Raw genomic sequence first — 22,663 nt, 5'->3', positions numbered from 1 at the left:
GGCATGGAACACGTAGAGGGCCAGGCCGTGAGTGACTCCGCGTGGAAGGCGACCGTCCCGAGTCGGCACGGTGAACCGAACGTCTACTACTTCCGCACCTGGTTCGACACGTTCGCCTACATGCCGTTCATGGAGAACTACGGGGCGCTCGCCGACATCACCGAGGTCTCCGCCTCCGAGGTGGACAAGTACACCGAACACCCCGCAGGGAGGGCCCGGTGACCGGCATGGAGCACGCCATCGAACAGGTAGCGAAGGTGGTCGAAGGGATCCTCGGCGCAGACCCGCAGATCGCTCACGAGATGCGGGGCGACGAGCCGGACCGCATAGCCCGCGCCCTGGCCGCCGAGGGGCTCTTGGCCGCCGCACCACTCCGAGAGGAATGGGCGGACACTGCCCGCGCCGAGGCGGGAAGGCGTTGGGGATGGCCCAGCACCGTGAAGCCCAACAGTGAGATGTCGCCCTCTGACTGGTTGGACGAGGGCATGGCGTCCGGGTTTGTGATTGGCGCGCTATGGGCCGTCGACAGTGCTGAGGGTGACGGGAGGGCCGAGCAGTGACCGCGCCGGATCGTCAGCGTGACGGTGGCCCGTTCACCGCCGGCGCCATGTGCCCCCACTGCCACGTCTGTGACGTGCACCCGATGCGCGTCCCGAACCCGGCCGCCCCGCGGATCGTCCAGCCGTCCGACGGCACCGTGCACCAGGTGCTCAGGTTCGGCGGCGGCGTGGTCCGCGAGTGGGTCGACCCGGACGTCTACGACCGCTGGGACGAGCGGCCGTTCGACGTCGTCCGCACCTGCACCGGGTGCGGCTACGAGTTTGGACAGACCTGATGAACGACGACGAGCACCAGTCCGTGGCTGGCCTGCCCCTCCTCCCGTGGCAGGCCCGGATGGTCCAGCAGATCATGGACAGGAACCCCGACGGCACCTGGACGCATCCGAAGCTCCACCTCGCCGCGCCTCGCTACCGCCCGGATCCCGACCCGTGCGTGATGCGCCCCGACCAGCCCCACGTCTGCCTCCGCCCCGATCACGACGAGCGTCACGGCAAGACCAAACCCAAGGAGAGCCAGTGAACGACGATCTGATCCGCAAAGCCGCAGAGATCATCCGCCGAGCGAGGCTGGAGGCTCCTCGCTCGCGCGGGATGGAAGACGATGTCTCTCCCGCCATCGCGCGAGCGCTTGATGAGGCGGGCATGCTCCGCGACCCGGCGTTCTCGACTGACGAGTTCAGTAGCAGCGAATCTGCCGGCCGAGTGTTGAGCGAGCTCCGGGTCATAGCCACCGATGGAGTCGCAACAGCCAGCATCCGGAGAATGGCCGAGCTGACAGGGCTGGGCAGATCGACGGTCAACCGCGCCTTCAGTCGCCTTGTCGCCGCCGACCTCATCGCGCCAGTTCGACGAGGGACAGGAGACGGATTCCCGACCTCGTGGCGCCTCGCCGAATCAGGCCCGGATGCGCGAAGCGAATGACCACACCAATTCCGCTCCCCCGAGCACCACCCGCCCTTGCATCCCGTCCTGCTGCCCCCTGACCCGAGAGGCCACCAGTGTTCTTCCAGATCGACGACCAGCTTCCCAACTCCCAGAAGCACAGGGACCTGGCCGACTCCGTTCTGGACGGTGACCTCCGCGGCCCCGCGGCCGGGTTCCTGTGGACCATGGCCGGCGCCGACTGCCAAGCAACCCTGTCCGACGGAATGGTGACTCGCTCCCAGATCGCCCGGCTCCTGCCGGACGCTGGACTGGCGATCGAGCTCGCCGGCATCCTCGTCGGGGTTGGACTGTGGCACGAGCCCGGCCACGACTGTCCACGCTGCGAACAGCCGCCGGAGAAGGGCTGGATCTTCCACGACTGGTGGGACCTCGGCTATGACCGGGCCGACCAGGTGAAGACCACCCGCCGCAAGCGGCGCGAACTCAAGGACTCCAAGCTGCATGCCCAGGTGTGGGCGCGCGACTGCCTCGACCCGTCCGATCCGACGGTCGCGGCATGCCGGTACTGCGGATGCGAACTCAAGAAGTACGACCACCGCGGAGCCAAGAAGGCGCACCTCGACCACGTCGACCCCACCAAGGCCGCAGGCCCGGAGAACGTCGTCCTCGCATGCGGGGACTGCAACCGCCGGAAGGGACAACGCACCCCCGCCCAAGCCGGGATGACCCTGGCCCCGCCCCCTGCCCACAGCGCCGGCCGTACGCCGGGCACGCCCGCAGGCCCCCGCCCGTCCTCCGCTGGACCCGACCAGACGACGCCGGCCGCAGGCCCGGCACGACGCCCCCACGTGACCGCTGACCCCACCGGATCGCCGCACCGCGCCGCAGACCACACCCGGTCGCCGCACCGCGCCGCAGAACCCCAGGGATCGCCACACGAGGCCGCCGTGACCGGGACGCCCGGCGCCGTCGACAACGGACCGCAGGACGCACAGGGGCCGCGTGTACCCGCCGCCGAACGACCAGCCGACCCGCCACCGACCCGATCACAAACCCATCGGGTAACCCACCCAGAACCCGAAGAAGATTGTGTCCCCGTACGCGCGACGCGCGCGCACCCGGGCCGGGCAGGGTCAGGGCAGGGAGCGGGTAGGGGTGTGGGGAAGGGCCAGGGCGAGGGCGAGGGCCAGGGTTCGGGTAAGCCGTCCGGTTCCAGGAAGCGGCGGCGGCGTGGTCGTGGTGGTGGTCGTCCTGCGGCTGCTGGTGAAGGTGTCCCGTCTGCTGGGGCCTGTCCGGAGGTGGAGGTGGCTGGCAGGTGGGGATCTCCCTACTACGGCCATGCCGGGCCTCCGCTGTTGGTGGAGGGCTCGGACTGTGATCGCCATGGTCTGCCGGAGCCCTGCCGCAAGTGCAAGACCGAGAGCATGAGCGAGGAGCAAGGGTGAACCAAGAAGCCGACCACCTGTACCTGGACCGTGCGTCCTGCCGGACTCTGTTGGCGTGGCTGCGGGACTTCGCGTGGCTGTCCCGTGAGCTGGAGAACGTGACCACGCGGCAGACCCGGTACACGGGCCCGTCGGAACGTAAGGCCGCGGAGACGCCGGTGGTGTTCAACCCTGCGGCCTCGGAGCTCGCTCGGGAAGTGCGGGAGGTGCTGATGTCGTGGACGTCGAACGTGTGCGAGGTCCGTCAGCTGCCGCTGCCGCATCCTCGACGTCGGTCGGTCGCCGCGCTGGCGGTCTGGCTGCGGGAGCACGTGATGGACCTGGCGCAGATCGAGCCGGCCCGCGATGCCTACAACGAGATCCGGGAGCTGCACCAGAAGTCGATGCGGATGGTGGACCGGCCGGAGGAGCAGGAGTTCGTCGGCCCGTGCCAGTCCGATGTGCCCGGCGTCGAGTGCGACGGCGTGTATGCCCGGCGGGGTGCGGACTTGAAGAACTGCGCCTCGTGCGGGGTGTGCGTCGATGTGCCGGCGGTCATGGCCGCGACGCACGAGACACTGGCGGCCCGGCTCTACACGGAGCGGGAGCTGGTCCAGGCGCTCAAGGTGGTGCTGCGGCGGACGGTGCCGAGGCAGACGGTGCGGCGGTGGGTGGTCGACGGCAAGCTCGAGAGGCGGGGCCCGGCGGGATTGTTCGAGCTGGGTCCGGCGATGGAGTTGGCCGAGCGGGCGCAGCGTCGGGGCGGACACGCGCAGGCACCGAAGATGTAGGGGGTTCGCGTCGGGCCGTGTGTTAGGCTGACGCCGAAGGCGGGAACTCTGTAACGGGGTGACCCGCCTTCGGTCGTTCCCGCCTGTGGTCGGCGAGTGGAACCTGCGAGCCCACGCCGCGGCAATGAGCGTGGACCTACTTGGCCCGTACCGCTGAGGTGCGGGAAGTCGTGCCGAGGGCAGGCGTCCGGAGGGCGCTGAGCCGTCGGGGCGCCCCCAGTCTCCCGGCCGGCGCCACCTGCGTGCACCTTCCGACAGGCCAGCCGATGGGCATGGCGCGCACATGACGCGGTGCACCGGCCGGGTAGCACCACCCACCTGACCACCCTGCACCCCGATGGAGGGCGATGATGGCGAGGACCGGGGCGAGGCCTTACCGACGGAACCGAGGCCGCGTCTTGGCCGGCAACCCGGTCTGCGTCGAGTGCGGGCAGCCCATCGACACCTCGATCACCGACCAGTACGACCCCGGGTACGGCACGGCGGACCACAAGGTGCCCTACTCGCAGGGCGGCACCGACGCGCTGGAGAACCTGCAGCCGATGCACCGCGGCTGCAACCTGGCGAAGCACTCCAAGCCCCACTCGAACGTGATCCGCCGGTCCCGCGACTGGGTCTGACCCCGAACCGCCGGCCGCCGAGGCCCGGCCCGCCGCGATCGGGGCGGGGAGGGGGTGACCCCCTCGCGGCCTCCACGGCCGCATGACGGCGAGGCGACCAATATCCCCCCGGACCTGCTAAAACACATCCCCCCGAGCTGGAACGGCGAGGTGTCGAAATGAGCCAAAAACGGCCCGTTCTCGCCACAGCGGCGAGTAGGGGCAACCGCAGGAACACCCTGGTCAGGCTGCGAGACGTGGTGGCCTGGTCGATCGACCATTCCGAGGCGCCGCGCGATGTCGCTGCACTTGGCCGACTGATGATGGGCGTCCTGGACGAGATCGAGGCGTGCCCGGCTCCCGTGACGAAGAAGAGGGAGGCGACACCACTCGATGAGTTCTCCGAGCACCTGCGACGTAAGCAAGCCGCCCAGAATCAGAACCGCGCCGCCGGCGGCTGAGTCCTACGGCCCGGACGCGGCGGCTCTCGCGGCTGGATACGGTCTGCGACCGGACGGCTGGCAGCAGCTCGTCCTCGACGACATGCTCGGCCTCACAGTCGAGGGCCGCTGGTCCGCCTCACAGGAGGCGCTGTCGTGTCCGCGCCAGAACGGCAAGAACGGCATCATCGAGGTCCGCGAGCTGTTCGGCATGGTCGGCCTCGGCGAGCGAATCCTGCACACTGCCCACGAGGTCAAGACCGCCCGCAAGGCGTACCTGCGGCTGCTGGGGTTCTTCGACAACCCGAAGAAGTACCCGGAGCTCGCCGAACTGGTCGAGGAGATCCGCAAGACCAACGGCCAGGAGCAGATCCTGCTGAAAAACGGCGGCTCCGTCGAGTTCATCGCCCGCTCGAAGGCCTCCGGTCGAGGCTTCACCGCCGACGTGCTGGTGATGGACGAGGCCCAGGACCTCAACGACGACCACCTCGCGGCGCTGCTGCCGACCATCTCCTCCGCGCCGCTGGGCAACCCCCAGCAGATCGTCGCCGGCACCCCGCCGGATGGCATCGGCGGTGAGGTATTCACCCGACTCCGGCAGGCCGGGATCGACGGCACGCACCCTCGGCTGGCCTACCACGAGTGGTCGGCCCCCGAGGACGTCGACCTGGACGACCGGCAAGCCTGGACCGCGGCGAACCCGTCGCTGGGGATCCGCCTGCAGATGTCGGTCGTCGAGGACGAGCGCGCCGCGATGGACGACGAGACGTTCTCCCGGGAGCGGCTCGGCATCTGGAACGCCGGCAACTCCAACGCGCCGATCGACCCGCAGTCGTGGGCCGCGGTCGCTGACACCGACTCGCAGATCGCCGGGCGGCCGGTCGCTGCGATCGACGTCGCGCCGGACAACCGGACCGGGTCGGTCAGTGTGGCCGGCCGCCGGGCCGATGGACTGGTGCACGGCGAGCTCGTCGAGAACCGCGCCGGCTGCGGCTGGATCGTCGACTACATGAAGGCGATGCACCGCAAGCACCCGCTCAAGGTGGTGCGGGTGCAGGGCGGCAACGCCCCCTCCTCGCCGCTGATCGAACCGCTCAAGGCCGCTGGCCTGCCGGTGGAGGTCACCGGCCCCAGTGACGCCGGGACGGCCTGCGCGGGCCTGTACGCGGCGGTCATGGACCGTTCGTTCCGCCACCTGGACCAGCCCGTGGTGAACGCGGCCCTGGCGGACGCCCGCAAGCGGGCACTCGGCACGGAGGGGCTGTGGGTGTGGAACCGGAAGAACACCGCGGTGGACATCACCCCGGTGATCGCCCTGACGTTGGCGGTGGCTGCGGTGGACGCTGCACCGCCCCCGCCGAAGGCGCGGATCTCGAACCAGATGTACGGCTTCAACTGATCAGGGGGTGAACGGCATGGACAAGCTCGACCCGAGGGTGGAGAGGGGCCTGGCGAAACTGCTGGACACCCGCCCGGTGTTCGACGAGCGGCGCAGGGCCTACGCGGGCGAGCACGACCTGCCGTTCGCGCCGCAGGGCGCCTCCGCCGAGTACATGGAGCTGCGCAAGATGGCCGCGCTGCCGCTGGTGCGTCTCGCGGTCCGCACGGCCTCTCAGCGGCTCCGCTCGACCGGGGTGCGCACCTCGGCCGGGGAGGAGTTCGATCGGGGCCTGTGGCGCGTGTGGGCGGCCAACAGGATGCGGTCGCGCGCCCGGATCCCCTACGTGGACGGCCTGCGGCATGATCGCGGCATCGTGGCGGTGTGGCCGAACCCGCGCCGACCCGAGCAGCCGGTCGTCCGGCCGGAGTCGCCGGAGTCGGTGTGGGTCGAGCCGGACCCCGCGGACCCGTTCTCGTCGATCTGGGCGATCAAGCGGTGGACCGAGGCCGACGAGCGCGGCCGCCCGAAGGTGGTCGTGGTGCTGTACACGGCCAAGGAGTGGGTCAAGTTCTCCGGCAGCGGCGACCGTCAGCTCGAGCGAGTCGACGGCGGCACCAACCCGCTGGGGGCGGTGCCGTTCGTTACCTACGTCCCGGAGATCGACTCCCTCGCGGAGGGCACCTCGTACGTCGATGCGCTGATGCCGGCGCAGCGGGCCGTGGACACCATGCGGTTCAACGTGCTGCTCGCCGCCCAGTTCGCGGCGTTCCGGCAGCGCATCGCCACCGGCTACGACCCCGTGGTGAAGGATGACAACGGCGACCCGGTCCCGATGACCGATTCGGACGGAGAGCCGATCCTCGACGAGCACGGCCAGGCCGTGGCGATGATCAAGAGCCCCGGCAAGGTTGGCGTCGACCGGATGCTCGTATTCCCCGGCGTCGACACCAAGGTGTTCGACCTGGCGGAGTCGAACCTGTCCAACTACATCACCGTGCTCGAGCACCTGATCGCCACCTTCGCCTCCACGGCGCAGGTGCCGCCTCAGTACCTCGTCGGCGACTTCAAGAACGTCTCCGGCGACCTCATGCTCGCCACCGAGGCCACCCTGACCTCGTTCGTGGACGATCTGCAGACCTCCTACGGCGAGTCCGACAAGGAGGTGTTCCGGCTGATCGACATCGCGCGCGGCGGCGACGGAACCCGCTGCGACGACCTCGAGGTGGACTGGGCACCGTCCGCGCCGGAGGACGCCCAGCAGGTGGCCTCCGCGGCGGCGCAGATGGTGCCGAACGGGGCGCCGCTGCAGATGTTCCTCGAGCGGATGCCGGGCGCGAACCCGCGCACGGTGGAGCGGTGGATGAAGATGGCCGCCGACGAGCTGCAGCGCGCCCTCGGCGGCGACTTCGCGGCCGCCGTCGGCGAGAAGCCCGCGGTCGGCGAAGGCCTGGAGGGCCTGTCATGACGCCTCTTGCCCTTGCTGGCGAGTTCTACCGGGCGCAGGCGCGGCGGGACCGGCGCGCGGCGAACGCCGTGCAGTCCCTCTGGCGGTCCGCCGACCCGATGGACCTGTCCGGCTGGTTCGATGAGCACGCCGACGAGCTCGTGGTGGCGATCCTCGCCGCGCAGGAGGCCAACGCCGCAGAGGCGCAGGACTATCTCGAGGCTCAGGTGGCAGAGCAGGACGCGGCGGCCCCCGAGGCGCTGATTGACCCGGTCGCGTTCACCACCCCGGCCGACGCGGCCCGGTCGATGGCCTACTCGTCGTCGGTGCTCACCGCGAAGACGGCGATCGCCTCCGGGGTGCCGGCGGCGGTCGCCACGAAGTGGGCCACCAAGCGGCTCGTCGGGCTGGCGGCCACGATGGCCGCCGACGCGGGCCGCGAGGCCACCCAGGCCGGGATGACCTCGGCCCGCATGGACGGCTGGGTGCGGATGCTGCAGCTGCCCTCCTGCGACCGGTGCGTGGTTCAGGCCGGCAAATGGTTCGCCTGGAACACCGGCTTCCAGCGTCACCCGGGCTGCGACTGCGTCCATGTCCCCGTCGGCAAGCGGCGCGACGCTCCGGACTCCGCGATCGACCCGGCGGCGGCGGTGCGTGCCGGGCAGGTCAAGGGCCTGTCTAAGGCGGACCGGCAGGCGATCCTCGACGGCGCAGACCCGTCGCAGGTGATCAACGCTAAGCGCGGCATGGGCACGGCCAACGTGTTCGGCCGCGACGTGAAGATCACCAGCGAGGGCACGACCCGACGCGGCCTGTATGGCGGCTACCAGCGCGCAGCCGACGGGGCTCTGACCCGACGCCCGGATGCCGGCTACCTGCGCGCCCGGTCCGCGGCCGGTCAGCTCGAGCGGTACCGGCGGCTGCAGGCCCCGCGCCTGGCGCCGTCGGAGTGCTACCGGCTGGCCGACGGCGACCAGGACGCGGCCCTGCGGCTGCTGCTGCGCAATGGCTACCTCACCACCGGCCTGCCCGCGTCGCAGGCCGCCTAAGGCTCCCCCGCCGCTCACAGGGCGGGGTGTGCGTGACCGCTGCGCTCTCAGCGGGTGGAAGGGCATCTGATGCCGAAGAAGATCAACCGTCCGTGGCTCCCTGCCGCAGCCGTGGAGCAGTCCCTGCGTCCGATGATGCACCGCATCCCACCCGGGGTGAGGTTCATCGAGGGCGGCGAACAGGGCGGCAACGAACCCGGTGCCGATGGCGGCGAGGGCGGAGACAGTGGCGAGCCCGGCGAGGGCGCTGGCAAGGAGGGCGAGAACGGAAAGACGTTCACGCAGGCCGAGCTGGAACGCATCATCGCGGGCCGACTGGCGAAGTTCTCCGACTACGACGAGCTCAAGGCCGAACGCGACCGACTGCGCGACGCCACGGCGACCGAGCAAGAGAAGGCCGTCGAGGCAGCCCGCAGGGAGGCCGCGGAGGAAGCGACCAAGGGCGCCGACACTCGGCTCAAGCGGGCGGAGTCCCGAGCACTGGCTGCAGAGCTGGGGTTCCACGACCCGTCCGAGGCGCATGTCTTCATCGACCTCGAGCAGGTGCCCATGGTCGACGGTGACGTCGACACCAAGGCACTACGACAGACCCTCTCCGAGGCAGCGGAAAAGCGGCCGTACCTCCTCAAGGACCCGGGCCGAGAGGCTGGGGACGTGGGGATCGGCCGCAAGGGCTCCACGCCCGAACCCGAGCCCGGAGTGGCCCGAATGGAGTCCGCGTTCGACGCGGCCTTCGGCAAGAAGTAACCGAGCCGCCACCGGCGGCACCACATGAAAGGAGACAGCAGTGGCTGTCACTCTCGCACAGGCTGCCGCCGTCGAGCCCGATCCGGTTCGTCGCGGCGCGATCGAGACCATGCACCAGGTCTCGAACGTCTTCGACCGGCTCCCCATCGAGCCGATCACCGGCAACGCCTACTCGTACGACACCGAGGGCGCCCTGCCCGGTACCGGCTTCCGTACGGTCAACGAGGCATACACCGAGTCGACCGGCGTCATCAACATGGACACCGAGCGGCTGGTCATCCTCGGCGGCGACGCCGACGTCGACAAGTTCCTCGAGACCACGATGGGCTCGTCCCGCGGCTCGCTCATGGCGCAGCAGGTCAAGATGAAGCTGACCTCCGCGCACTCGACCTTCGTCGACGCCATGTTCAACGGCGACGCCCAGGTCGACTCGAAGTCGTTCGAGGGTCTGCGCAAGCGCCTCGTCGGCGCCCAGGTGATCGACTCCGCCGCCCCCGCCAACAGCGAGGGGTTCCTCGACGAGCTCGACGCCCTGTTCGGTCAGGTCGCCGGCGGCTCCCCCGACGCGGTCTACGCGCCGAAAGAGCTGATCGCCAAGCTCAAGTCCCTGGGCCGCAAGATCGGTGGCGCCGACTACATCAACTCCGAGATCACCGGCAAGCGTGAGTTCACCTGGAACGGTGTCCCGTTCCTGGACCCGGGCAACCACTGGTCGGGGCGCCGGATCCTCGGCTACGACGCCACCAACGGCTCGGACGTGTACGCGGTGAAGTTCGCCTCGAACTTCAACGAGCACGGCGTCATGGGCATCTCCAACGGCGGCCTGCAGGCCTACGCCCTCGGCGAGCTGCAGGAGAAGCCCGCCTACCGCACCCGCATCGACTTCTACTGCGGCTTCGTCGCGCAGGGCGGCCAGGCGGCCGCTCGCCTGCGCGCCGTGATGCCGGCCTGACCCGAGAGAGGACTGATCTGACATGGCAGGACGCACTCGCGCCCCCAAGACCACCAACCTCACCGACGACACCACGGTCGACGCACCGCAGTCGACCGATGCAGGTGACGCCCCGGCGGACACCTACGACGCCTCGGAGCGGGTCTCCTCGACCGCCCCGGACAAGGCGACCGCGGCGGCCGCCGGCCACCAGTCGGTCAACGCCGTCCAGGTGACCGGCACCGTGCCGGACACCACCCCGACGGGCACCCGCACCGAGACCTACACCCAGGTGCAGCCCGACGGGACCGAGGTGACGGTGACGCACAACTACGACACCGGCGAGACGACCGTCGCGCCCGTCGCGCCCTGACAGCCGGGAGGGACGTAGATGAGCACGATCATCGGAGTGGACGATCTGCGTTCCTCCCTGCCAGGCAAGACCGAGAACGAGCTGCAGCAGATCGCGGACGAGGCGGAGGCCCTGGCCGCCGCCTACGCGCCGTGCCTGTTCGCTGCGGCGTTCGATCCCCTGGACCCGGTCAACGCGCAGAGGGTGGCCAGCTTCAAGGCGATCCTGCGGCGGGCGGTCGCCTACGACACGGCGGCCGGCCACGGGGCGGTGACGACGACCTCGGTGCGGGCTGATGCCTTCTCCAAGGACCAGCAGATCGACACCAGGCAGCGGCAGTCGGGGATGCTGTTCTCCCCGATGCAGGTCGAGGCGCTGCGCAAGTTGTGCCCACCGAAGGTGCGGGACCTGGGCTCGTACTCGGTGCCTCTGGGGATGCCGGGGCTGTGATGGCCGAGGTGTCGATGGAGGAGGACCTGCCGCTGACGGTGGAGGTTATCAGGATCGCGGTCTCCCAGTCGTGGGAGGAAGACCGGCTCGGCAACCGGATACCGGTCGAGGTCCGCGAGGACGTGCCGGTGCTGGTCCATTCGTGGCGGATCGTCTCCTCCGATGAGCCGATCCTCGCTGGGCACGAGCGGCTGACGGTGGACGCGCGGATGATCACCGCGGTCGGCGAGTTCTCGCCGACCGACAAGGTCGAACTGCCCGGCATCGTCGACCAGGCCGGAGACCCCGTCACGTTCGAGGTCATCGGCCGGGCGGTCAACGTCGATCACAACCCGTGGCTACACGTGGGCCGCGAGATCGTCAACCTCAAGGAGATGTCCGGATGATCCGAGTGACTCACGCGTTCGCCGACGAGCCGGAGGTGTTCGACACCACGAAGTTCGGTGTCGAGCACGGGGTGCTGCACATCTTCGACCGGAAAGGCGCGGCGGTCACCCACGTGTTCAACCGGGATTCGTGGGCGGCGGTCGAAGCGATCCAGGAGGTGGGCGGTGGCACGCTCTGGCGTTCGTCTCAAGTGGAACCCTGACGCCCTCTACCAGCTGCGCTCCGCACCAGGCGTGACGGCCAAGCTCGACTCGATGGCCGCGGCCCACGCGGCCCGGGCCGGGCCCGGCTACTCCTGGTCCTCCCAGCAGGGCGCACGGCGACCGCAGGGCCGCTGGCGGGCGATCGTCTACCCCGACTCGTGGATGGCGGTGCGCGACAACGCGGCGAACAACACATTGCTGCGGACGATGGGAGGTGGCGGCTAGTGGCCAACCCTGTCCCGCCGTCCGGGGCGCTAGTGGCGACACAGGCTCTGCGCGAGCATCTCGACGAGCTGATGGGGCGGGCGATCCACGTCGGCACCCGCAAGCCCGTCGAGAAACTCTCGGAGTTCATCGTCGTCTCCCGCATCGGCGGCGGCCGCGAAACCTTCGCGACCACCGCCCCCCGATTCCTCGTCGAGTGCTACCACACCGGCGAGATCGAGGCCGAGGAGCTGGCCCTGGCCGCCGAGCACGCGCTGCGCTCGGCGGTGGGCCGCACGTACTCCGGTGGGGTCATCACCCACTGGACCGGGGACGACAACCTCGTCCACTTCCCCGACCCGAACACTGATCTCGTCCGGTTCCAGTTCTCCGGCGCCCTCGGTGTCGGAACCCGCTGACCACAACTTCATAACCCTTTCTCGGCCCGGTGCGACCCATGCTCTTGAAAGGGGCAAATCCAATGGCAGTCGACGTGCTCAATGCGTTCGTCGGGCATCCCCCGATGGACTACGGCGTGTTCTTCCGCGCCCCGATCGGGACGGAACTCCCGACCGACACTCTCGGCGTTCTCGACCCCGCGTTCGAGGACCACGGCGCGGTCGGTGAGGGTGGTCTGACGATCGCCCAGAACCGCTCCTCGAGCGACATCCGCATGATGGGCGGCAGCGTCTTCATCGACGTCCAGGAGTCCTACGACGAGACCCTGACCATCACCCTCCTCGAGGACGACAACGACGCGGTGCTCAAGACCGCGTTCGGTGACGCCAACGTGGAGATGACACCGGCCACCACCACCGACGGCACGAAGCGGGTCATCTACCACACCTCCGACCCGCTGCCGCTGTCGTCGTTCCTGGTGCGGACCGCCTACGGCGACAAGAACAAGCTGTACGTCGTCGAGCGGGGCCGCGTGGCCACGGTCGCGGAGGTCACCGAGCAGCACACCAACGTCACCTCCCGTCAGCTGACGATCAAGACGTTCCGCCCGGTGACCCTGTCGCTCAAGGGCGGCAACGTCGTCGAGTACCGCGACGACGGCCGACCGGACCCGGACGCCGTCTAACCAGTCTCACCCGGCGGGGTTTCGATCCCCCTTCGCACCGGGCCGCCCCGCCGGGTGGGCCTAGCAGGCCCGGTGCGCACTCACCTGTTCCACAACTACTGATTGGCCTGGTGCGATGACCATCAATCTTGTTCCCGTAGACGACCCCCGCACGAAAATCGAGGTCCACCTGCCGTACCGGCAGAAGAACGGCCACGTGAAAGATGTCGAGTTCTTCCTGCCGAAGATGGACTACATCGACCGCGACGTCATGGACGACTACCGCAAGTGGGTGCGCAAGACGCGCGAGGAGCGCGACGCCGCCCGCAAGACCGCGCTCGAGCAGATCCGATCCGGCAAGCCGGACGTCGAGCTGCCCGAGCCCCTGGGCGACCTGGAGACCCTGTCCGAGCTGTGCCGCCGACTGGTCCCCGACGTGTGGGACAAGTACCTGGCCGAGCAGGCAAACGGGGTGAAGATCCAGCTGTTCAGCGAGTGGACCGAGCAGTCCAAGGTGAAGGTGGGGGAATCTTCGGCCTCCTCGACCTCCTCGGACGCCAAGGAGTAGAGGCCGCCCTGACCTTCGACTGCCTCGACCGCGGTATCCGCCTCGACTGGCTGTCGTGGCACGAACTGCTGTCGATGGTGGTCCACCTGCCGCCGTCGTCGCGGTTCAAGACGACCTACGACCCGGACGGGTCGATCGCCCCACCGCCGGACAAGCCGGCCCTCACCGCCTCTGAGATCCGCGAGCGGATCAATGCGCGCTTCACGAGGAAGGAGTCAGCATGACCGAGCTGGCCACCGGCTACATCTCCCTCGTCGTGGAGACGTCCAAGATCCCCGCCCAGGTGGGGCAGGCGATGAAGGGCGTCGAGGCCCAGGCCGACAAGACCGGCAAGTCGATGGGCGGCAAGATCGCCTCCGGTCTGGGTGGGGCGCTCAAGGTCGGCGCCGGCGCGGCGGGTGTCGCGGCCGGCGCCACCCTCGGCGCGGCGATCACCAAGGGCATCGGCCGCCTGTCCGGGATCGAGAACGCCGAGGCCTCCCTGACCGGTCTGGGGCACTCGGCGAGCGCGGTCGACTCCATCATGGAGAACGCGCTGAACTCGGTGCGCGGCACCGCCTACGGGCTCGAGGACGCCGCCTCGGTCGCCGCGTCCGCCGTCGCGGCCGGGGTCAAGCCGGGCCAGGAGCTCGAGCGCACCCTGGGGCTGGTCGGTGATGCTGCGGCGATCGCGGGCACCGACCTGTCTGCGATGGGTTCCATCGTCAACAAGGTCGCCACCTCGGACATGATGCAGATGGACGTGGCGAACCAGCTCATGGACGCCGGTATCCCGATCCTGCAGCTGGTCGCCGCCGAGATGGGTGTCACCGCCGACGAGGCCCGCAAGATGGCCTCCGAGGGAAAGGTCAGCTTCGAGACGTTCCAGAACGCGCTCGAGACCGGCATGGGCGGAGCCGCCCTTGAGTTGGGCAATACCGTCGGTGGCGCGTTCCGCAACATGGGCGCCGCCGCCGGCCGGTTCGGCGCCACACTGGCCGGACCGTTCTTCAACCAGGCCGCCGGAGCGTTCACCGGCGTCACCGGTCTGATCGACGACCTCAACGATTCACTCAAGCCCGTCATGGCGGACTTCGAGGCGTGGCTCGTCCGGTCCGGCGTTCCCGGGCTGCGTGAGTTCGGCGCGGCCGCGCTGGACACGTGGGATGACATCGCCTCCTCCGACCTGGCCACGACGTCCCTGGTGCGGCTCGGGGGCATCGTCGACCAGCTCGTCGACGCCGGGTCTGTGGCCGGACCCGCACTGGGCCAGATCGCCACCTCGCTGGGCAAGGCGTCCGCACAGATCGGCATCTCCACGTGGGAGATGTTCCTGTCGGTGCTCGAGGCCTCCGCGACCATCCTCAACGCCACCGTCGTCCCGGCCCTGGACATGACCGCGGACCTGATGGAAGACAACCAGGCCGCCGTGACCGCGCTGGTCGCCGGCTACATGGCCTTCAAGACCATCCCCGGCATCATGGCCCGCCTCGCCCCCGCGTTCACCCCGATCGTGTCGGGAGCATCGTCGGCCAGGACCTCTCTGTCGGACTTCTCCGGTGCGGTGCGGGACTCGTACCGCTGGATGGGCCAGGCGAACCCGCAGATGGGCGTCCTCGGCCAGTCCGCGCGCATCTTGGGCACGAACGCGGGCGCCGCCGCGAAGGGCGGCCTGTCGGCCCTCGGCCGCGCCGGGTCGAGCCTGCTCGACGTGTTCGGCGGTCCCCTCGCCGTCGGGCTGACCGGGGTGACGATCGCGGTCACCGCCGGGATCGGTGCGCACCAGAAGCTGGAGTCCGCGCAGCGTGAGCTGGAGAACGCCTCGCAGGACCTGGCGGTCGCACAGACCGACATGTGGTCCCAGATGGGCGACGCCGCCGGCGTCGCCGATGCTGTGGTCGACCAGCTGCGCGCTGTGCGTGCAGAGATGGACGCGGCGATCGCCGGGGAGCAGCGCGGCTTCGGCGCATGGGCCAGCGTCATCGGCAAGAGCCTCGGCGATGCGTTCACCTCCAACCCGTTCAGCATGGACGGCGGCATCATGGCCTCCGACGGCAAGGCCACGATGGACCTTGCCAACGACCTGGCGGATGCCGCCAAGGTGGCGAAGGGCGCCCTCGATGAGCTGGGCATGTCCAACGACGACGTCGCCGCGGCGATCTCGGGATCGGCGGGCGACTGGCTGACGTTCCAGAAGAACCTCACCGGCGTGTCCGAGGGCGGCACAGAGGCGCTGGCGACCTTGCAGCCGTTGCGGGATGAGTTCCTGTTGCTGCAGGCCGCACAGGAGGCCGCCTCGCCGGGCGCGCTGGAACTGTCGGCGGCGGTGGACACCCTCGCCGATTCGGCGGCGTCTGCCGACGACAAGCTCGGCGCGATGGAGGACGCGCTCAAGACACTCGGGATCATGGCCTCCGACGCGGAGACGTCCGCGTTCGAGCTGGCCGCCGCCGTGCAGGAGGTGGTCGACGAGGCAGCCAAGGGCGCAGACCCCGTTGGCGGTCTCGGGCAGGAGCTCCTCACGCTCGACGGCGCGCTGGACGGGTCGAAGGCCAACGCCCAGGCGCTCACCGACGAGCTCGGGAACCTCGGCACGAAGTTCCGGCAGCACGCCCAGGACACCGGTGACGCCTCCGCGGCCTACGACGCGGTGCGTCCGGCGCTGGAGGCGCTGGCGGAGACCTACGATCTGCCGCTGGGCAAGATCGAGGAGTTCGCCCGTCAGTGGGGTGGCATCGATCGCGACGCCGTGCAGCTCATGGTCGACCTGGAGGGCGCGGACGAGTCGACGCAGAAACTCGCCGAGGTCGCGATGGCGTTCGACGCGCTCGACGCCGATGAGCCGAAGGTGTTCACCACCCGCCTGGACGAGGCGTCGAAGGCCGACACGATCGCCTCGCTCGAGGCGATCGGCTACAAGGTCGAGGAGATCGAGGGCAAGCCGGGCATGGTCCGCATCACCGCGGACGGCACGCTCGCGTCGGCGGCGATGAGTGCGGTCACCCAGCAGTTGCTGGCCCTGGACGCCTCGACTGCGGCCCCGGACATCCAGGCGGACGCGACGATCTTCCGTCTGGAGGACGAGGCCACCAAGCAAGCGTTGCGGAACCTCGACGCCACTCACGTCGATCCGTCGGTGGGTGCGATCATCGACGACTTCATCAACGGTCGGGACGTGACCCTGGCGGAGCTGGCGCGCATCGACGCCACCACCGCGGACCCGCATATCAAGGCGACGATCGACGAGGCGCTGCAGAAGGCGCGGATCGTCAACGACGCCCTGAACGAGGCGGCCCGGGACCGGACGGCCCGGATCACCACGCAGTATTTCGAGGAGCGGCGCAACGTGTCCTCCTCGGGCACGCAGGTTGGTCAGCACTACAACCCGAGCTATGCCGACGGCGCGATGGTCGACTACTTCGCCAACGGCTCGGAGAACCACGTCGCGCAGATCGCCCCCGCCGGCGCGATGCGCGTCTGGGCCGAGCCGGAGACAGGCGGCGAGGCGTACATCCCGCTCGCCGATTCCAAGCGCGGCCGGTCCGAGCAGATCCTGTCCCAGGTCGCGGACCGGTTCGGTTACAAGCTGGAGGCGTTCGCCGACGGCGGCATCCGTGGCGCAGACGAGATGCTCGACTTCGTGTGGGGCCGCACCGGCGACGGCCAGTCTCGGCCCTTGGAGGGCGCCCCGTATGTGTGGGGCGGCGTCAACTGGGGCGACTGCTCTGGCGCGATGGCCGCCATCGCCCGGTTCGCGGTCGGACTCGCTCCGTTCGCGGGCCGGTTCGCCACCGGCAACCAGCGCGAGGCGCTCATGGGCATGGGCTTCCAGCTCGGCTCGGGCACCAGTGGAGACTTGCGTTTTGGGTGGTACAACGGCGGACCCTACGGCGGGCACACGTCCGGCACCCTGCCCGACGGCACGAACGTGGAGATGGGCGGTGGACGCGGCAACGGGCAGATCGGCGGCGGCGCCGCCCCTGCCTCGCACTCGCAGTACACCGATCACGCGTTCCTGCCGATGCGGTCCTACGACTGGTCCGACAAGGCGTACACCGGCCGTCGCGGGGCGGGGCTGACCATCGGCGACTTCGCCGTGGACCGGTTCACCGGCCAGACTTCGTTCGCGGCGAATCCGGGCATGTACGCCTCGCCCGGCAACTCAGGGCGGGTGGCCCCGGATCAGCCGCGCACGTGGTCGGACATGGCTGCGGGCGCGGCTGCCGGGCTGGTGTCCGGGCAGGTCGAGGACGCCCTCGGTGTGTTCGGTGTGCCGAACCAGCTGCCGCCGATCGTGCAGGCGTGGCAGATGCTCAACGAGCGGCCCGGCGGCGGGCCCTCGGACTGGGACCTGTCCACCGCCGGCGCGGAGGTGCAGCGCCTCAACGCGGCGATCGAGCTGCAGGAGCGATTCACCGCCGAGGCCGCGCGCGGCCTGGACGCGGCGAAGAACTCTCCGTTCGGCGATCCGCTGGTGTCGCAGATGCTCGCCGCCGAGGCCGAACTGGCCAAGGCGGTCGAGCAGCTGGACCGCGACCGGGAGGCCCGCAGGGCGGCGCAGGCACGCCTCGCTGAACTGCTGGATGCACGGGAGGAGGCGCTGGCCCCGGAGGAGCCGGACGTCAAGGCGATGTCCGACAAGGAGCTCGCCGCCGCGGCCACGGCCGAGCCGGAGAAGGATCCGAAGGTCGAGTACGACCCGGCCGGCGGGGCTGCCCAGTGGGCGCCGGTGGTGCGCGAAGCGCTGCGCCGGATGGGGCTGCCGCTGTCGCACGAGGGCCGGACGGTCGAGCAGATCGACATCGAGTCCGGCGGCGACCCGCGGGCGGTCAACGGCTGGGACTCCAACGCGGCGGCCGGCACCCCGTCCAAGGGGCTGCTGCAGGTGATCGACCCGACCTACCGGGCGATGCGCGCCCAGTTCGCCGAGGCGTTCGCCGGGACGACGGACGACATCTTCGACGAACTGCCCAACATCCTGGCCGGTCTGGGGTGGGTGCAGCACAAGTGGGACGGCCCGGAGAAGCGGTGGCCCACCACCGCGGGCTACTTCATGGGCGGCGACGTGAAGCTGCCGGCCGGCATGGCGGCCGGGGTCGACAACGTCCCGGCGTGGCTCACGGTCGGCGAGAAGGTCGTCCGCAACGGCCCGGCCCAGCTGTACGCCGACGACATCGACGCGATGAACGCGGGCAACTTCAAGCGAGGATCGGGGGGCGACGTGCACTACCACTTCCACGTGCTGTCTCAGGAGGAGGCGGAGCGCCGCAAGGACGCGCTGCAGCGGCAGCACGCCACCGGCCTGCTGGGGGCGCGGGGATGAGCCGGACGGAGATCGAGGGGCCGGACGGCATGGTGTGGCCCGTCCACGGCCCCGGCGCGGGGTCGATGGGCGTGGCCATGACCGACGACTCGCACAAGGACCTGGACGTGCCGGTGGTGACCCGGTGGTCGCAGTCCGCGAATGAGCCGGGCGCGAAGCTGCGCAAGGTCTTGTTCGAGCCCACGGACATGGAGCTGGTGTTCGTCGCCACCGACACGGCGCAGCGGTCGGTGGCGGCGGTGGACTCGGAGTTCCGGCGGGCGTGGGACTACAAGCGCGAGACCATCGTGCGGACCATCTCGCCACTGTCGGGGGCGCGCGAGCTGCGGGTGGTGATGCGCGAGTCGCCGACCAAGCACGACCGGTTCGACATGCACGGAACCAAGGTCACGGTGACCCGGATCCCGGTCCGCGCCGGGATGCCGTTCTGGGCCGGCCAGCCGGAGGTCGCCGCGGTGCAGGCCAGCGGCGGCTCCGGCACCGGCTATCTGGAGATCCACAATCCGACCGATCTGCCCATGTACCCGCGGTGGGTGCTGCAGGCCGGCGCCCGGTGGGAGGTCCCGGACTTCGACTTCGACGGCGACAACCGGGTGGTCGGGATGCCGCCGGAGTACACCGATCACGAGGTGTCGATCCACACGAACCCGGTGGAGCAGATGATCCGCATCGCCGGGTGGGCCAACGCGTGGGAGGCGATGCGCGGGGTGCTGTTCGACAACGTCGTCCCGCCGCACACCCCGCCCACGGCGGTGCCCGTGTCGTGGACGAACGCCACCGGCAACCCCGTGGCGTCGGTGTTCATGGACCGCTTCTGGACGAGACCGTGGGGGATGGAATGACGCAGACACTGTCGAATCCGCTTCTCGACGATCCGCAGCTGCTGGCGGATCTGGAGAGGATCTGGTCCGAGGGCCAGGCCCAGGTCGACGAGCTCGAGCAGGCCCGCCTCGCCCCGCCGCTGGTGCGGTTGTGGGACGGCGACTACCAACTGCGCACCCGAATCGCCGGGGAGATCAGCGCGCACTTCCAGTGGAAGCTCAACGAGACCGGTGTCGCCACCGTGGTCCTGCCGTTCGACCATCACGTGGTCGAGTGGGTCATCGGCTGGCGGATGCGCAAACGCAACGTGCACATCACCTGCGACAAGGACGGCGCCCGCTGGGGCGGCCGGCTGAACCGGCTGGTGGTCACCCGCACCGACAGCGGTGACCACGAGCTGCGGATGGAGTTCCTGCACGACTACGAGGAGCTCAAGCACGTCCTGGTGTGGTCGAACCCGGTCCTCCCGGCGGCGATCCAGTTCCCGCGGGCGTTCACGCTGGCCGGGCCGTCGATCTGGTCGCTCAAGACCGCACTGTTCCTCAACCTGATGCGCAACCAGAACAGTCTGTTCACCCTCCCGGATGATCCGCTGGACTTCTCGCAGTGGACCGGGAACCTGAACATGGCGAATTGGCCGATCGCGATGCGGGGCGGGTCGTTCCTCGGCGACTCCTCCCCGCACGCGATCGTCTCATCGCGGTTCAAGACGTTCCACGACCTGGCGGCCCCGATCCTCGCCGACGCGCAGCTGATGGTGACCTGCCAACGCTGGCTCGAGGGCGATCCGGAGCCGTGGCCCGGCTACACCCCACGCAACGGGCAGCTGATCGTCGACATCGTCGACAAGTCGGGGTGGTTCGGCGCCACCGGCACCGGCGGCAACATCCTGCAGGGCATCCTGCGCACGGTCATGCAGCTCGGCGACGACCTGGTCGACTCCGACCGGTCGATCGTCTCGGACCCGAACGTGGTCCCCGAGCGCGGCGACTGGCTCGGCACCGCCCCGTCGAACCCGTGGATCGTGCTGCGCGACGGTGACGTCACCGGCATCGAATCCAGCGAGTTCTCGTGGCAGCCGGCCACCGACGTGCAGGTGGTGGTCGGCGGGCACTCGATGCCGTTCGTCAACGAGCTGATCTCCTCGGCGGTGCAGCTGGCCGGCGACCTCGCCTCGTCGACGTTCATCGGCCCGAACGTCAACCTCGGGCAGGTCGCCGACACCCTGCTGGCTCCGCTGTACACCGACACGCTGCTGGCGTGGATGGCCGTGAAATCGTTCGTGCGCGCCCAGGAGGCGGGCTGGTCGCACTACTTCGAGCGGATGCCCACCGGCGCCGATCGGGCCTACACCCTGTCCAGCCTCATGGCGCTGCGTCGAGGGTTCTGGGAGACCCGCGAACGGGTCGGGCACAAGCTCAAGGTCCGCGACGGCGCCCCATACCTGATCGGCGAGAACGGGATGGGCCACTACTGGCTCGGCGACAGGATCGCCTCCACCATCCCGGGCCTGCCGGCCGGGGAACTCATCGTCGACCAGGTCACTGTGCTGGACCTGGGCTGGGATCGCCCCACCCCGCCCGGCTGGGACGTGACCGTCGGCGATCTGCACGCCACCGAATCCGGGCTCGATCAGATCGTGCGGCAGGTCGCCGGGGCGGTCGAGGCCGCCAAGACCCTGGGAGTGATGTAGATGATCCCGATGCAAGAGCGGGCGGACATGGCCGACCCGGAGCAGCACGCGGCGTGGCTGTTCATCGGCCTGCAGATGTCCTCCGGCGACACGCTGAACTTCCACCCTCGGGACGCCGCGCGCGCCTCGAGGCAGCTGTGGCAGGCGGGCTTCCGTCACCATCCGGAGCTGCAGTCGCACAAGATGGCCATCCCGGGCGGCCCGAATCAGCAGTTCCTCGCCGCGGCCGGCGGCGACTGGGTGCCGGTGGACACCCCGGAGCCGGCGGCGCGGGTCGCCTCACGCGAGGTAGACATCTCCGGCATGTCGCTGGCCGAGTGCGTGGACCTGGAGGCGCACCTGCGGGCCCGCGAGCTCGGCTCGCCTCCGCCGCCCCCGCGGGGTCTGCGGACGTTCAACCTGTCGGGCCTGACCGACGCGCAGTGCGTGGCGCTGCGTGAGCACCTCACGGCCCGCGGGGTGGGCCAGCATGACCAGGAGCCGCCCAAGGGCCCGGAGGGCGCGACTGTGCGGCAGGCGGACCAGTGACCGCCCCCGACGGCCGAATCCCAGACGGTGCCTACGTCGGGCAGGTGGGGCAGGGCAACTCGCTGACCGACTTGAACAACCTGGACGAGTCCGAGGCGAAGCGGCGGATGCAGACCCCGGTCGATGGGGCGTTCAACCGTCAGCGCGACGGCCAGTGGGGCCTGATCGACGACTTGATCGACATGATGAACAACCGGTACACGGGCACGGTGCCGACGTTCATCGACGGCCAGCTGGACCTGACCGACCGGTTCGACCTGCTCGGCACTTCGGCGTACTGCGCGGCGTACATGTACAACAACCTGCGGCTGGGCCCGGGCCGCAACCGGGCGCTGCCGTTCGACTCGCAGATCGGCCCGAACAACGACGCCGAGCTGGTGCAGGTGTCCCGTCCTCACCCGGAGGCGACCAACCCGTCGACCGTCCTCAGCGAGTGGTGCATCCGCCTGGACCGGGCCGGCCTGTGGCACGCCAACGCCTCGTTCGTCCACGCCGGGGATGGCTTCGACCGTGCGCAGGGCGAGATCGTGGTGCTCAAGCCGGACCTGACCCCGTACTCGTACACGACTCTGCCTGCGCCGCGGGCGCACGCCGACGGCGGCACTGCCTCCGACGTGAACGTCGGCGTGCCGGTGTCGCTGTCGAAGTTCTTCGTCACCCCGGACCCCGGCTACTACGTGCAGGTGCGGTGGAAGTTCAACGTGCTGATCGGTATCCGCACGGTCAAGGGTGGCGCCCGACTGTCCCAGTTCTCCGTCGTCCAGTGGTCCGACGACATCGCCAACACCGATACCAGTGACGATCCCGGCGGCACGATCGACGACACCGCCTGATGAATAC

28 protein-coding genes are annotated in these 22,663 nt (G+C 69.7%); all 28 read left to right on the top strand.

Annotated elements, in window-relative coordinates; genetic code table 11:
• The first annotated feature begins 3 nt into the window (after window positions 1–3).
• Window positions 4–222, top strand: coding sequence for a hypothetical protein (locus AB5G72_RS05665; protein WP_440221192.1), 219 nt, complete (start codon window positions 4–6; stop codon window positions 220–222).
• The gene (locus tag AB5G72_RS05660) at window positions 219–560 is read left to right on the top strand and encodes a hypothetical protein (protein WP_440221191.1); all 342 of its coding nucleotides are present in this window, start codon (window positions 219–221) and stop codon (window positions 558–560) included. Before AB5G72_RS05665 ends, AB5G72_RS05660 begins: the two co-directional genes overlap by 4 nt.
• Entirely contained in the window at window positions 557–835 is a 279-nt protein-coding gene (locus tag AB5G72_RS05655) for a hypothetical protein (RefSeq protein WP_440221190.1), read from the top strand. Before AB5G72_RS05660 ends, AB5G72_RS05655 begins: the two co-directional genes overlap by 4 nt.
• Window positions 835–1,080 carry a hypothetical protein gene (locus tag AB5G72_RS05650; protein WP_440221189.1) on the top strand — a complete coding sequence of 82 codons (246 nt, stop codon included), beginning with the start codon at window positions 835–837 and terminating at the stop codon, window positions 1,078–1,080. The genes AB5G72_RS05655 and AB5G72_RS05650 overlap by 1 nt, the downstream gene beginning before the upstream one ends.
• Window positions 1,077–1,481: a hypothetical protein gene (locus tag AB5G72_RS05645; RefSeq protein WP_440221188.1), complete on the top strand. Its 405-nt coding sequence runs from the start codon at window positions 1,077–1,079 to the stop codon at window positions 1,479–1,481. The genes AB5G72_RS05650 and AB5G72_RS05645 overlap by 4 nt, the downstream gene beginning before the upstream one ends.
• Before the next feature lie 77 nt (window positions 1,482–1,558).
• Complete coding sequence (locus AB5G72_RS05640; RefSeq protein ID WP_440221187.1) at window positions 1,559–2,890, top strand: HNH endonuclease; 1,332 nt, start codon at window positions 1,559–1,561, stop codon at window positions 2,888–2,890.
• Window positions 2,887–3,660 (top strand): hypothetical protein, encoded by a 774-nt coding sequence (locus AB5G72_RS05635; protein WP_440221186.1) that lies wholly within the window; start codon window positions 2,887–2,889, stop codon window positions 3,658–3,660. The genes AB5G72_RS05640 and AB5G72_RS05635 overlap by 4 nt, the downstream gene beginning before the upstream one ends.
• A gap of 398 nt (window positions 3,661–4,058) precedes the next feature.
• Window positions 4,059–4,280 carry an HNH endonuclease gene (locus AB5G72_RS05630; RefSeq protein ID WP_440221185.1) on the top strand — a complete coding sequence of 74 codons (222 nt, stop codon included), beginning with the start codon at window positions 4,059–4,061 and terminating at the stop codon, window positions 4,278–4,280.
• Between the two features lie 158 nt (window positions 4,281–4,438).
• Window positions 4,439–4,720 (top strand): hypothetical protein, encoded by a 282-nt coding sequence (locus AB5G72_RS05625; protein WP_440221184.1) that lies wholly within the window; start codon window positions 4,439–4,441, stop codon window positions 4,718–4,720.
• Window positions 4,653–6,098, top strand: coding sequence for a terminase TerL endonuclease subunit (locus AB5G72_RS05620; RefSeq protein ID WP_440221183.1), 1,446 nt, complete (start codon window positions 4,653–4,655; stop codon window positions 6,096–6,098). The genes AB5G72_RS05625 and AB5G72_RS05620 overlap by 68 nt, the downstream gene beginning before the upstream one ends.
• A 16-nt stretch (window positions 6,099–6,114) precedes the next feature.
• The gene (locus AB5G72_RS05615; protein WP_440221182.1) at window positions 6,115–7,545 is read left to right on the top strand and encodes a phage portal protein; all 1,431 of its coding nucleotides are present in this window, start codon (window positions 6,115–6,117) and stop codon (window positions 7,543–7,545) included.
• Entirely contained in the window at window positions 7,542–8,573 is a 1,032-nt protein-coding gene (locus AB5G72_RS05610) for a VG15 protein (protein WP_440221181.1), read from the top strand. Before AB5G72_RS05615 ends, AB5G72_RS05610 begins: the two co-directional genes overlap by 4 nt.
• 69 nt (window positions 8,574–8,642) lie before the next feature.
• Window positions 8,643–9,320, top strand: coding sequence for a hypothetical protein (locus AB5G72_RS05605; protein ID WP_440221180.1), 678 nt, complete (start codon window positions 8,643–8,645; stop codon window positions 9,318–9,320).
• Between the two features lie 40 nt (window positions 9,321–9,360).
• Window positions 9,361–10,272, top strand: a complete 912-nt coding sequence (locus AB5G72_RS05600; RefSeq protein WP_440221179.1) for a major capsid protein — start codon at window positions 9,361–9,363, stop codon at window positions 10,270–10,272.
• A gap of 22 nt (window positions 10,273–10,294) precedes the next feature.
• Entirely contained in the window at window positions 10,295–10,624 is a 330-nt protein-coding gene (locus AB5G72_RS05595) for a hypothetical protein (protein WP_440221178.1), read from the top strand.
• A gap of 18 nt (window positions 10,625–10,642) precedes the next feature.
• A complete protein-coding gene (locus AB5G72_RS05590) occupies window positions 10,643–11,053 on the top strand; it encodes a hypothetical protein (protein ID WP_440221177.1) in 411 nt (136 codons plus the stop codon).
• On the top strand, window positions 11,053–11,439 hold the full coding sequence (locus tag AB5G72_RS05585) for a hypothetical protein (RefSeq protein ID WP_440221176.1): 387 nt from the start codon (window positions 11,053–11,055) through the stop codon (window positions 11,437–11,439). Before AB5G72_RS05590 ends, AB5G72_RS05585 begins: the two co-directional genes overlap by 1 nt.
• Entirely contained in the window at window positions 11,436–11,642 is a 207-nt protein-coding gene (locus AB5G72_RS05580) for a hypothetical protein (protein ID WP_440221175.1), read from the top strand. Before AB5G72_RS05585 ends, AB5G72_RS05580 begins: the two co-directional genes overlap by 4 nt.
• Window positions 11,605–11,868: a hypothetical protein gene (locus AB5G72_RS05575; RefSeq protein ID WP_440221174.1), complete on the top strand. Its 264-nt coding sequence runs from the start codon at window positions 11,605–11,607 to the stop codon at window positions 11,866–11,868. The genes AB5G72_RS05580 and AB5G72_RS05575 overlap by 38 nt, the downstream gene beginning before the upstream one ends.
• A gap of 32 nt (window positions 11,869–11,900) precedes the next feature.
• Window positions 11,901–12,266 (top strand): hypothetical protein, encoded by a 366-nt coding sequence (locus AB5G72_RS05570; RefSeq protein WP_440221173.1) that lies wholly within the window; start codon window positions 11,901–11,903, stop codon window positions 12,264–12,266.
• A 62-nt stretch (window positions 12,267–12,328) separates the two neighbouring features.
• Window positions 12,329–12,931, top strand: coding sequence for a hypothetical protein (locus AB5G72_RS05565; protein WP_440221172.1), 603 nt, complete (start codon window positions 12,329–12,331; stop codon window positions 12,929–12,931).
• Window positions 12,932–13,046: 115 nt separating this feature from the next.
• Window positions 13,047–13,478, top strand: coding sequence for a hypothetical protein (locus AB5G72_RS05560; RefSeq protein ID WP_440221171.1), 432 nt, complete (start codon window positions 13,047–13,049; stop codon window positions 13,476–13,478).
• Entirely contained in the window at window positions 13,406–13,702 is a 297-nt protein-coding gene (locus tag AB5G72_RS05555) for a hypothetical protein (protein WP_440221170.1), read from the top strand. The genes AB5G72_RS05560 and AB5G72_RS05555 overlap by 73 nt, the downstream gene beginning before the upstream one ends.
• Complete coding sequence (locus AB5G72_RS05550) at window positions 13,699–18,780, top strand: tape measure protein (RefSeq protein WP_440221169.1); 5,082 nt, start codon at window positions 13,699–13,701, stop codon at window positions 18,778–18,780. The genes AB5G72_RS05555 and AB5G72_RS05550 overlap by 4 nt, the downstream gene beginning before the upstream one ends.
• Window positions 18,777–19,622: a hypothetical protein gene (locus tag AB5G72_RS05545; protein ID WP_440221168.1), complete on the top strand. Its 846-nt coding sequence runs from the start codon at window positions 18,777–18,779 to the stop codon at window positions 19,620–19,622. Before AB5G72_RS05550 ends, AB5G72_RS05545 begins: the two co-directional genes overlap by 4 nt.
• The gene (locus tag AB5G72_RS05540) at window positions 19,619–21,295 is read left to right on the top strand and encodes a phage tail protein (RefSeq protein ID WP_440221167.1); all 1,677 of its coding nucleotides are present in this window, start codon (window positions 19,619–19,621) and stop codon (window positions 21,293–21,295) included. Before AB5G72_RS05545 ends, AB5G72_RS05540 begins: the two co-directional genes overlap by 4 nt.
• On the top strand, window positions 21,296–21,823 hold the full coding sequence (locus AB5G72_RS05535) for a phage gene 29 protein family protein (RefSeq protein WP_440221166.1): 528 nt from the start codon (window positions 21,296–21,298) through the stop codon (window positions 21,821–21,823).
• Window positions 21,820–22,656: a hypothetical protein gene (locus tag AB5G72_RS05530; RefSeq protein ID WP_440221165.1), complete on the top strand. Its 837-nt coding sequence runs from the start codon at window positions 21,820–21,822 to the stop codon at window positions 22,654–22,656. Before AB5G72_RS05535 ends, AB5G72_RS05530 begins: the two co-directional genes overlap by 4 nt.
• The last annotated feature ends 7 nt before the right edge of the window (window positions 22,657–22,663 follow it).

The sequence above is a fragment of the Dietzia sp. MNB45 genome (assembly GCF_051994785.1).
In the GTDB taxonomy this organism is placed as follows: domain Bacteria; phylum Actinomycetota; class Actinomycetes; order Mycobacteriales; family Mycobacteriaceae; genus Dietzia; species Dietzia kunjamensis.
This window is presented reverse-complemented; position numbering and strand designations above follow the sequence as displayed.

Bases quoted from the DNA above. Each gene is read 5' to 3' on its own strand.
- AB5G72_RS05610 (WP_440221181.1), top strand. From the start codon at position 7,542: ATGACGCCTCTTGCCCTTGCTGGCGAGTTCTACCGGGCGCAGGCGCGG.
- AB5G72_RS05550 (WP_440221169.1), top strand. From the start codon at position 13,699: ATGACCGAGCTGGCCACCGGCTACATCTCCCTCGTCGTGGAGACGTCC.
- AB5G72_RS05650 (WP_440221189.1), top strand. From the start codon at position 835: ATGAACGACGACGAGCACCAGTCCGTGGCTGGCCTGCCCCTCCTCCCG.
- AB5G72_RS05605 (WP_440221180.1), top strand. From the start codon at position 8,643: ATGCCGAAGAAGATCAACCGTCCGTGGCTCCCTGCCGCAGCCGTGGAG.
- AB5G72_RS05545 (WP_440221168.1), top strand. From the start codon at position 18,777: ATGAGCCGGACGGAGATCGAGGGGCCGGACGGCATGGTGTGGCCCGTC.
- AB5G72_RS05560 (WP_440221171.1), top strand. From the start codon at position 13,047: ATGACCATCAATCTTGTTCCCGTAGACGACCCCCGCACGAAAATCGAG.
- AB5G72_RS05665 (WP_440221192.1), top strand. From the start codon at position 4: ATGGAACACGTAGAGGGCCAGGCCGTGAGTGACTCCGCGTGGAAGGCG.
- AB5G72_RS05595 (WP_440221178.1), top strand. From the start codon at position 10,295: ATGGCAGGACGCACTCGCGCCCCCAAGACCACCAACCTCACCGACGAC.
- AB5G72_RS05535 (WP_440221166.1), top strand. From the start codon at position 21,296: ATGATCCCGATGCAAGAGCGGGCGGACATGGCCGACCCGGAGCAGCAC.
- AB5G72_RS05625 (WP_440221184.1), top strand. From the start codon at position 4,439: ATGAGCCAAAAACGGCCCGTTCTCGCCACAGCGGCGAGTAGGGGCAAC.
- AB5G72_RS05585 (WP_440221176.1), top strand. From the start codon at position 11,053: ATGGCCGAGGTGTCGATGGAGGAGGACCTGCCGCTGACGGTGGAGGTT.
- AB5G72_RS05615 (WP_440221182.1), top strand. From the start codon at position 6,115: ATGGACAAGCTCGACCCGAGGGTGGAGAGGGGCCTGGCGAAACTGCTG.
- AB5G72_RS05580 (WP_440221175.1), top strand. From the start codon at position 11,436: ATGATCCGAGTGACTCACGCGTTCGCCGACGAGCCGGAGGTGTTCGAC.
- AB5G72_RS05590 (WP_440221177.1), top strand. From the start codon at position 10,643: ATGAGCACGATCATCGGAGTGGACGATCTGCGTTCCTCCCTGCCAGGC.
- AB5G72_RS05620 (WP_440221183.1), top strand. From the start codon at position 4,653: ATGAGTTCTCCGAGCACCTGCGACGTAAGCAAGCCGCCCAGAATCAGA.
- AB5G72_RS05565 (WP_440221172.1), top strand. From the start codon at position 12,329: ATGGCAGTCGACGTGCTCAATGCGTTCGTCGGGCATCCCCCGATGGAC.
- AB5G72_RS05540 (WP_440221167.1), top strand. From the start codon at position 19,619: ATGACGCAGACACTGTCGAATCCGCTTCTCGACGATCCGCAGCTGCTG.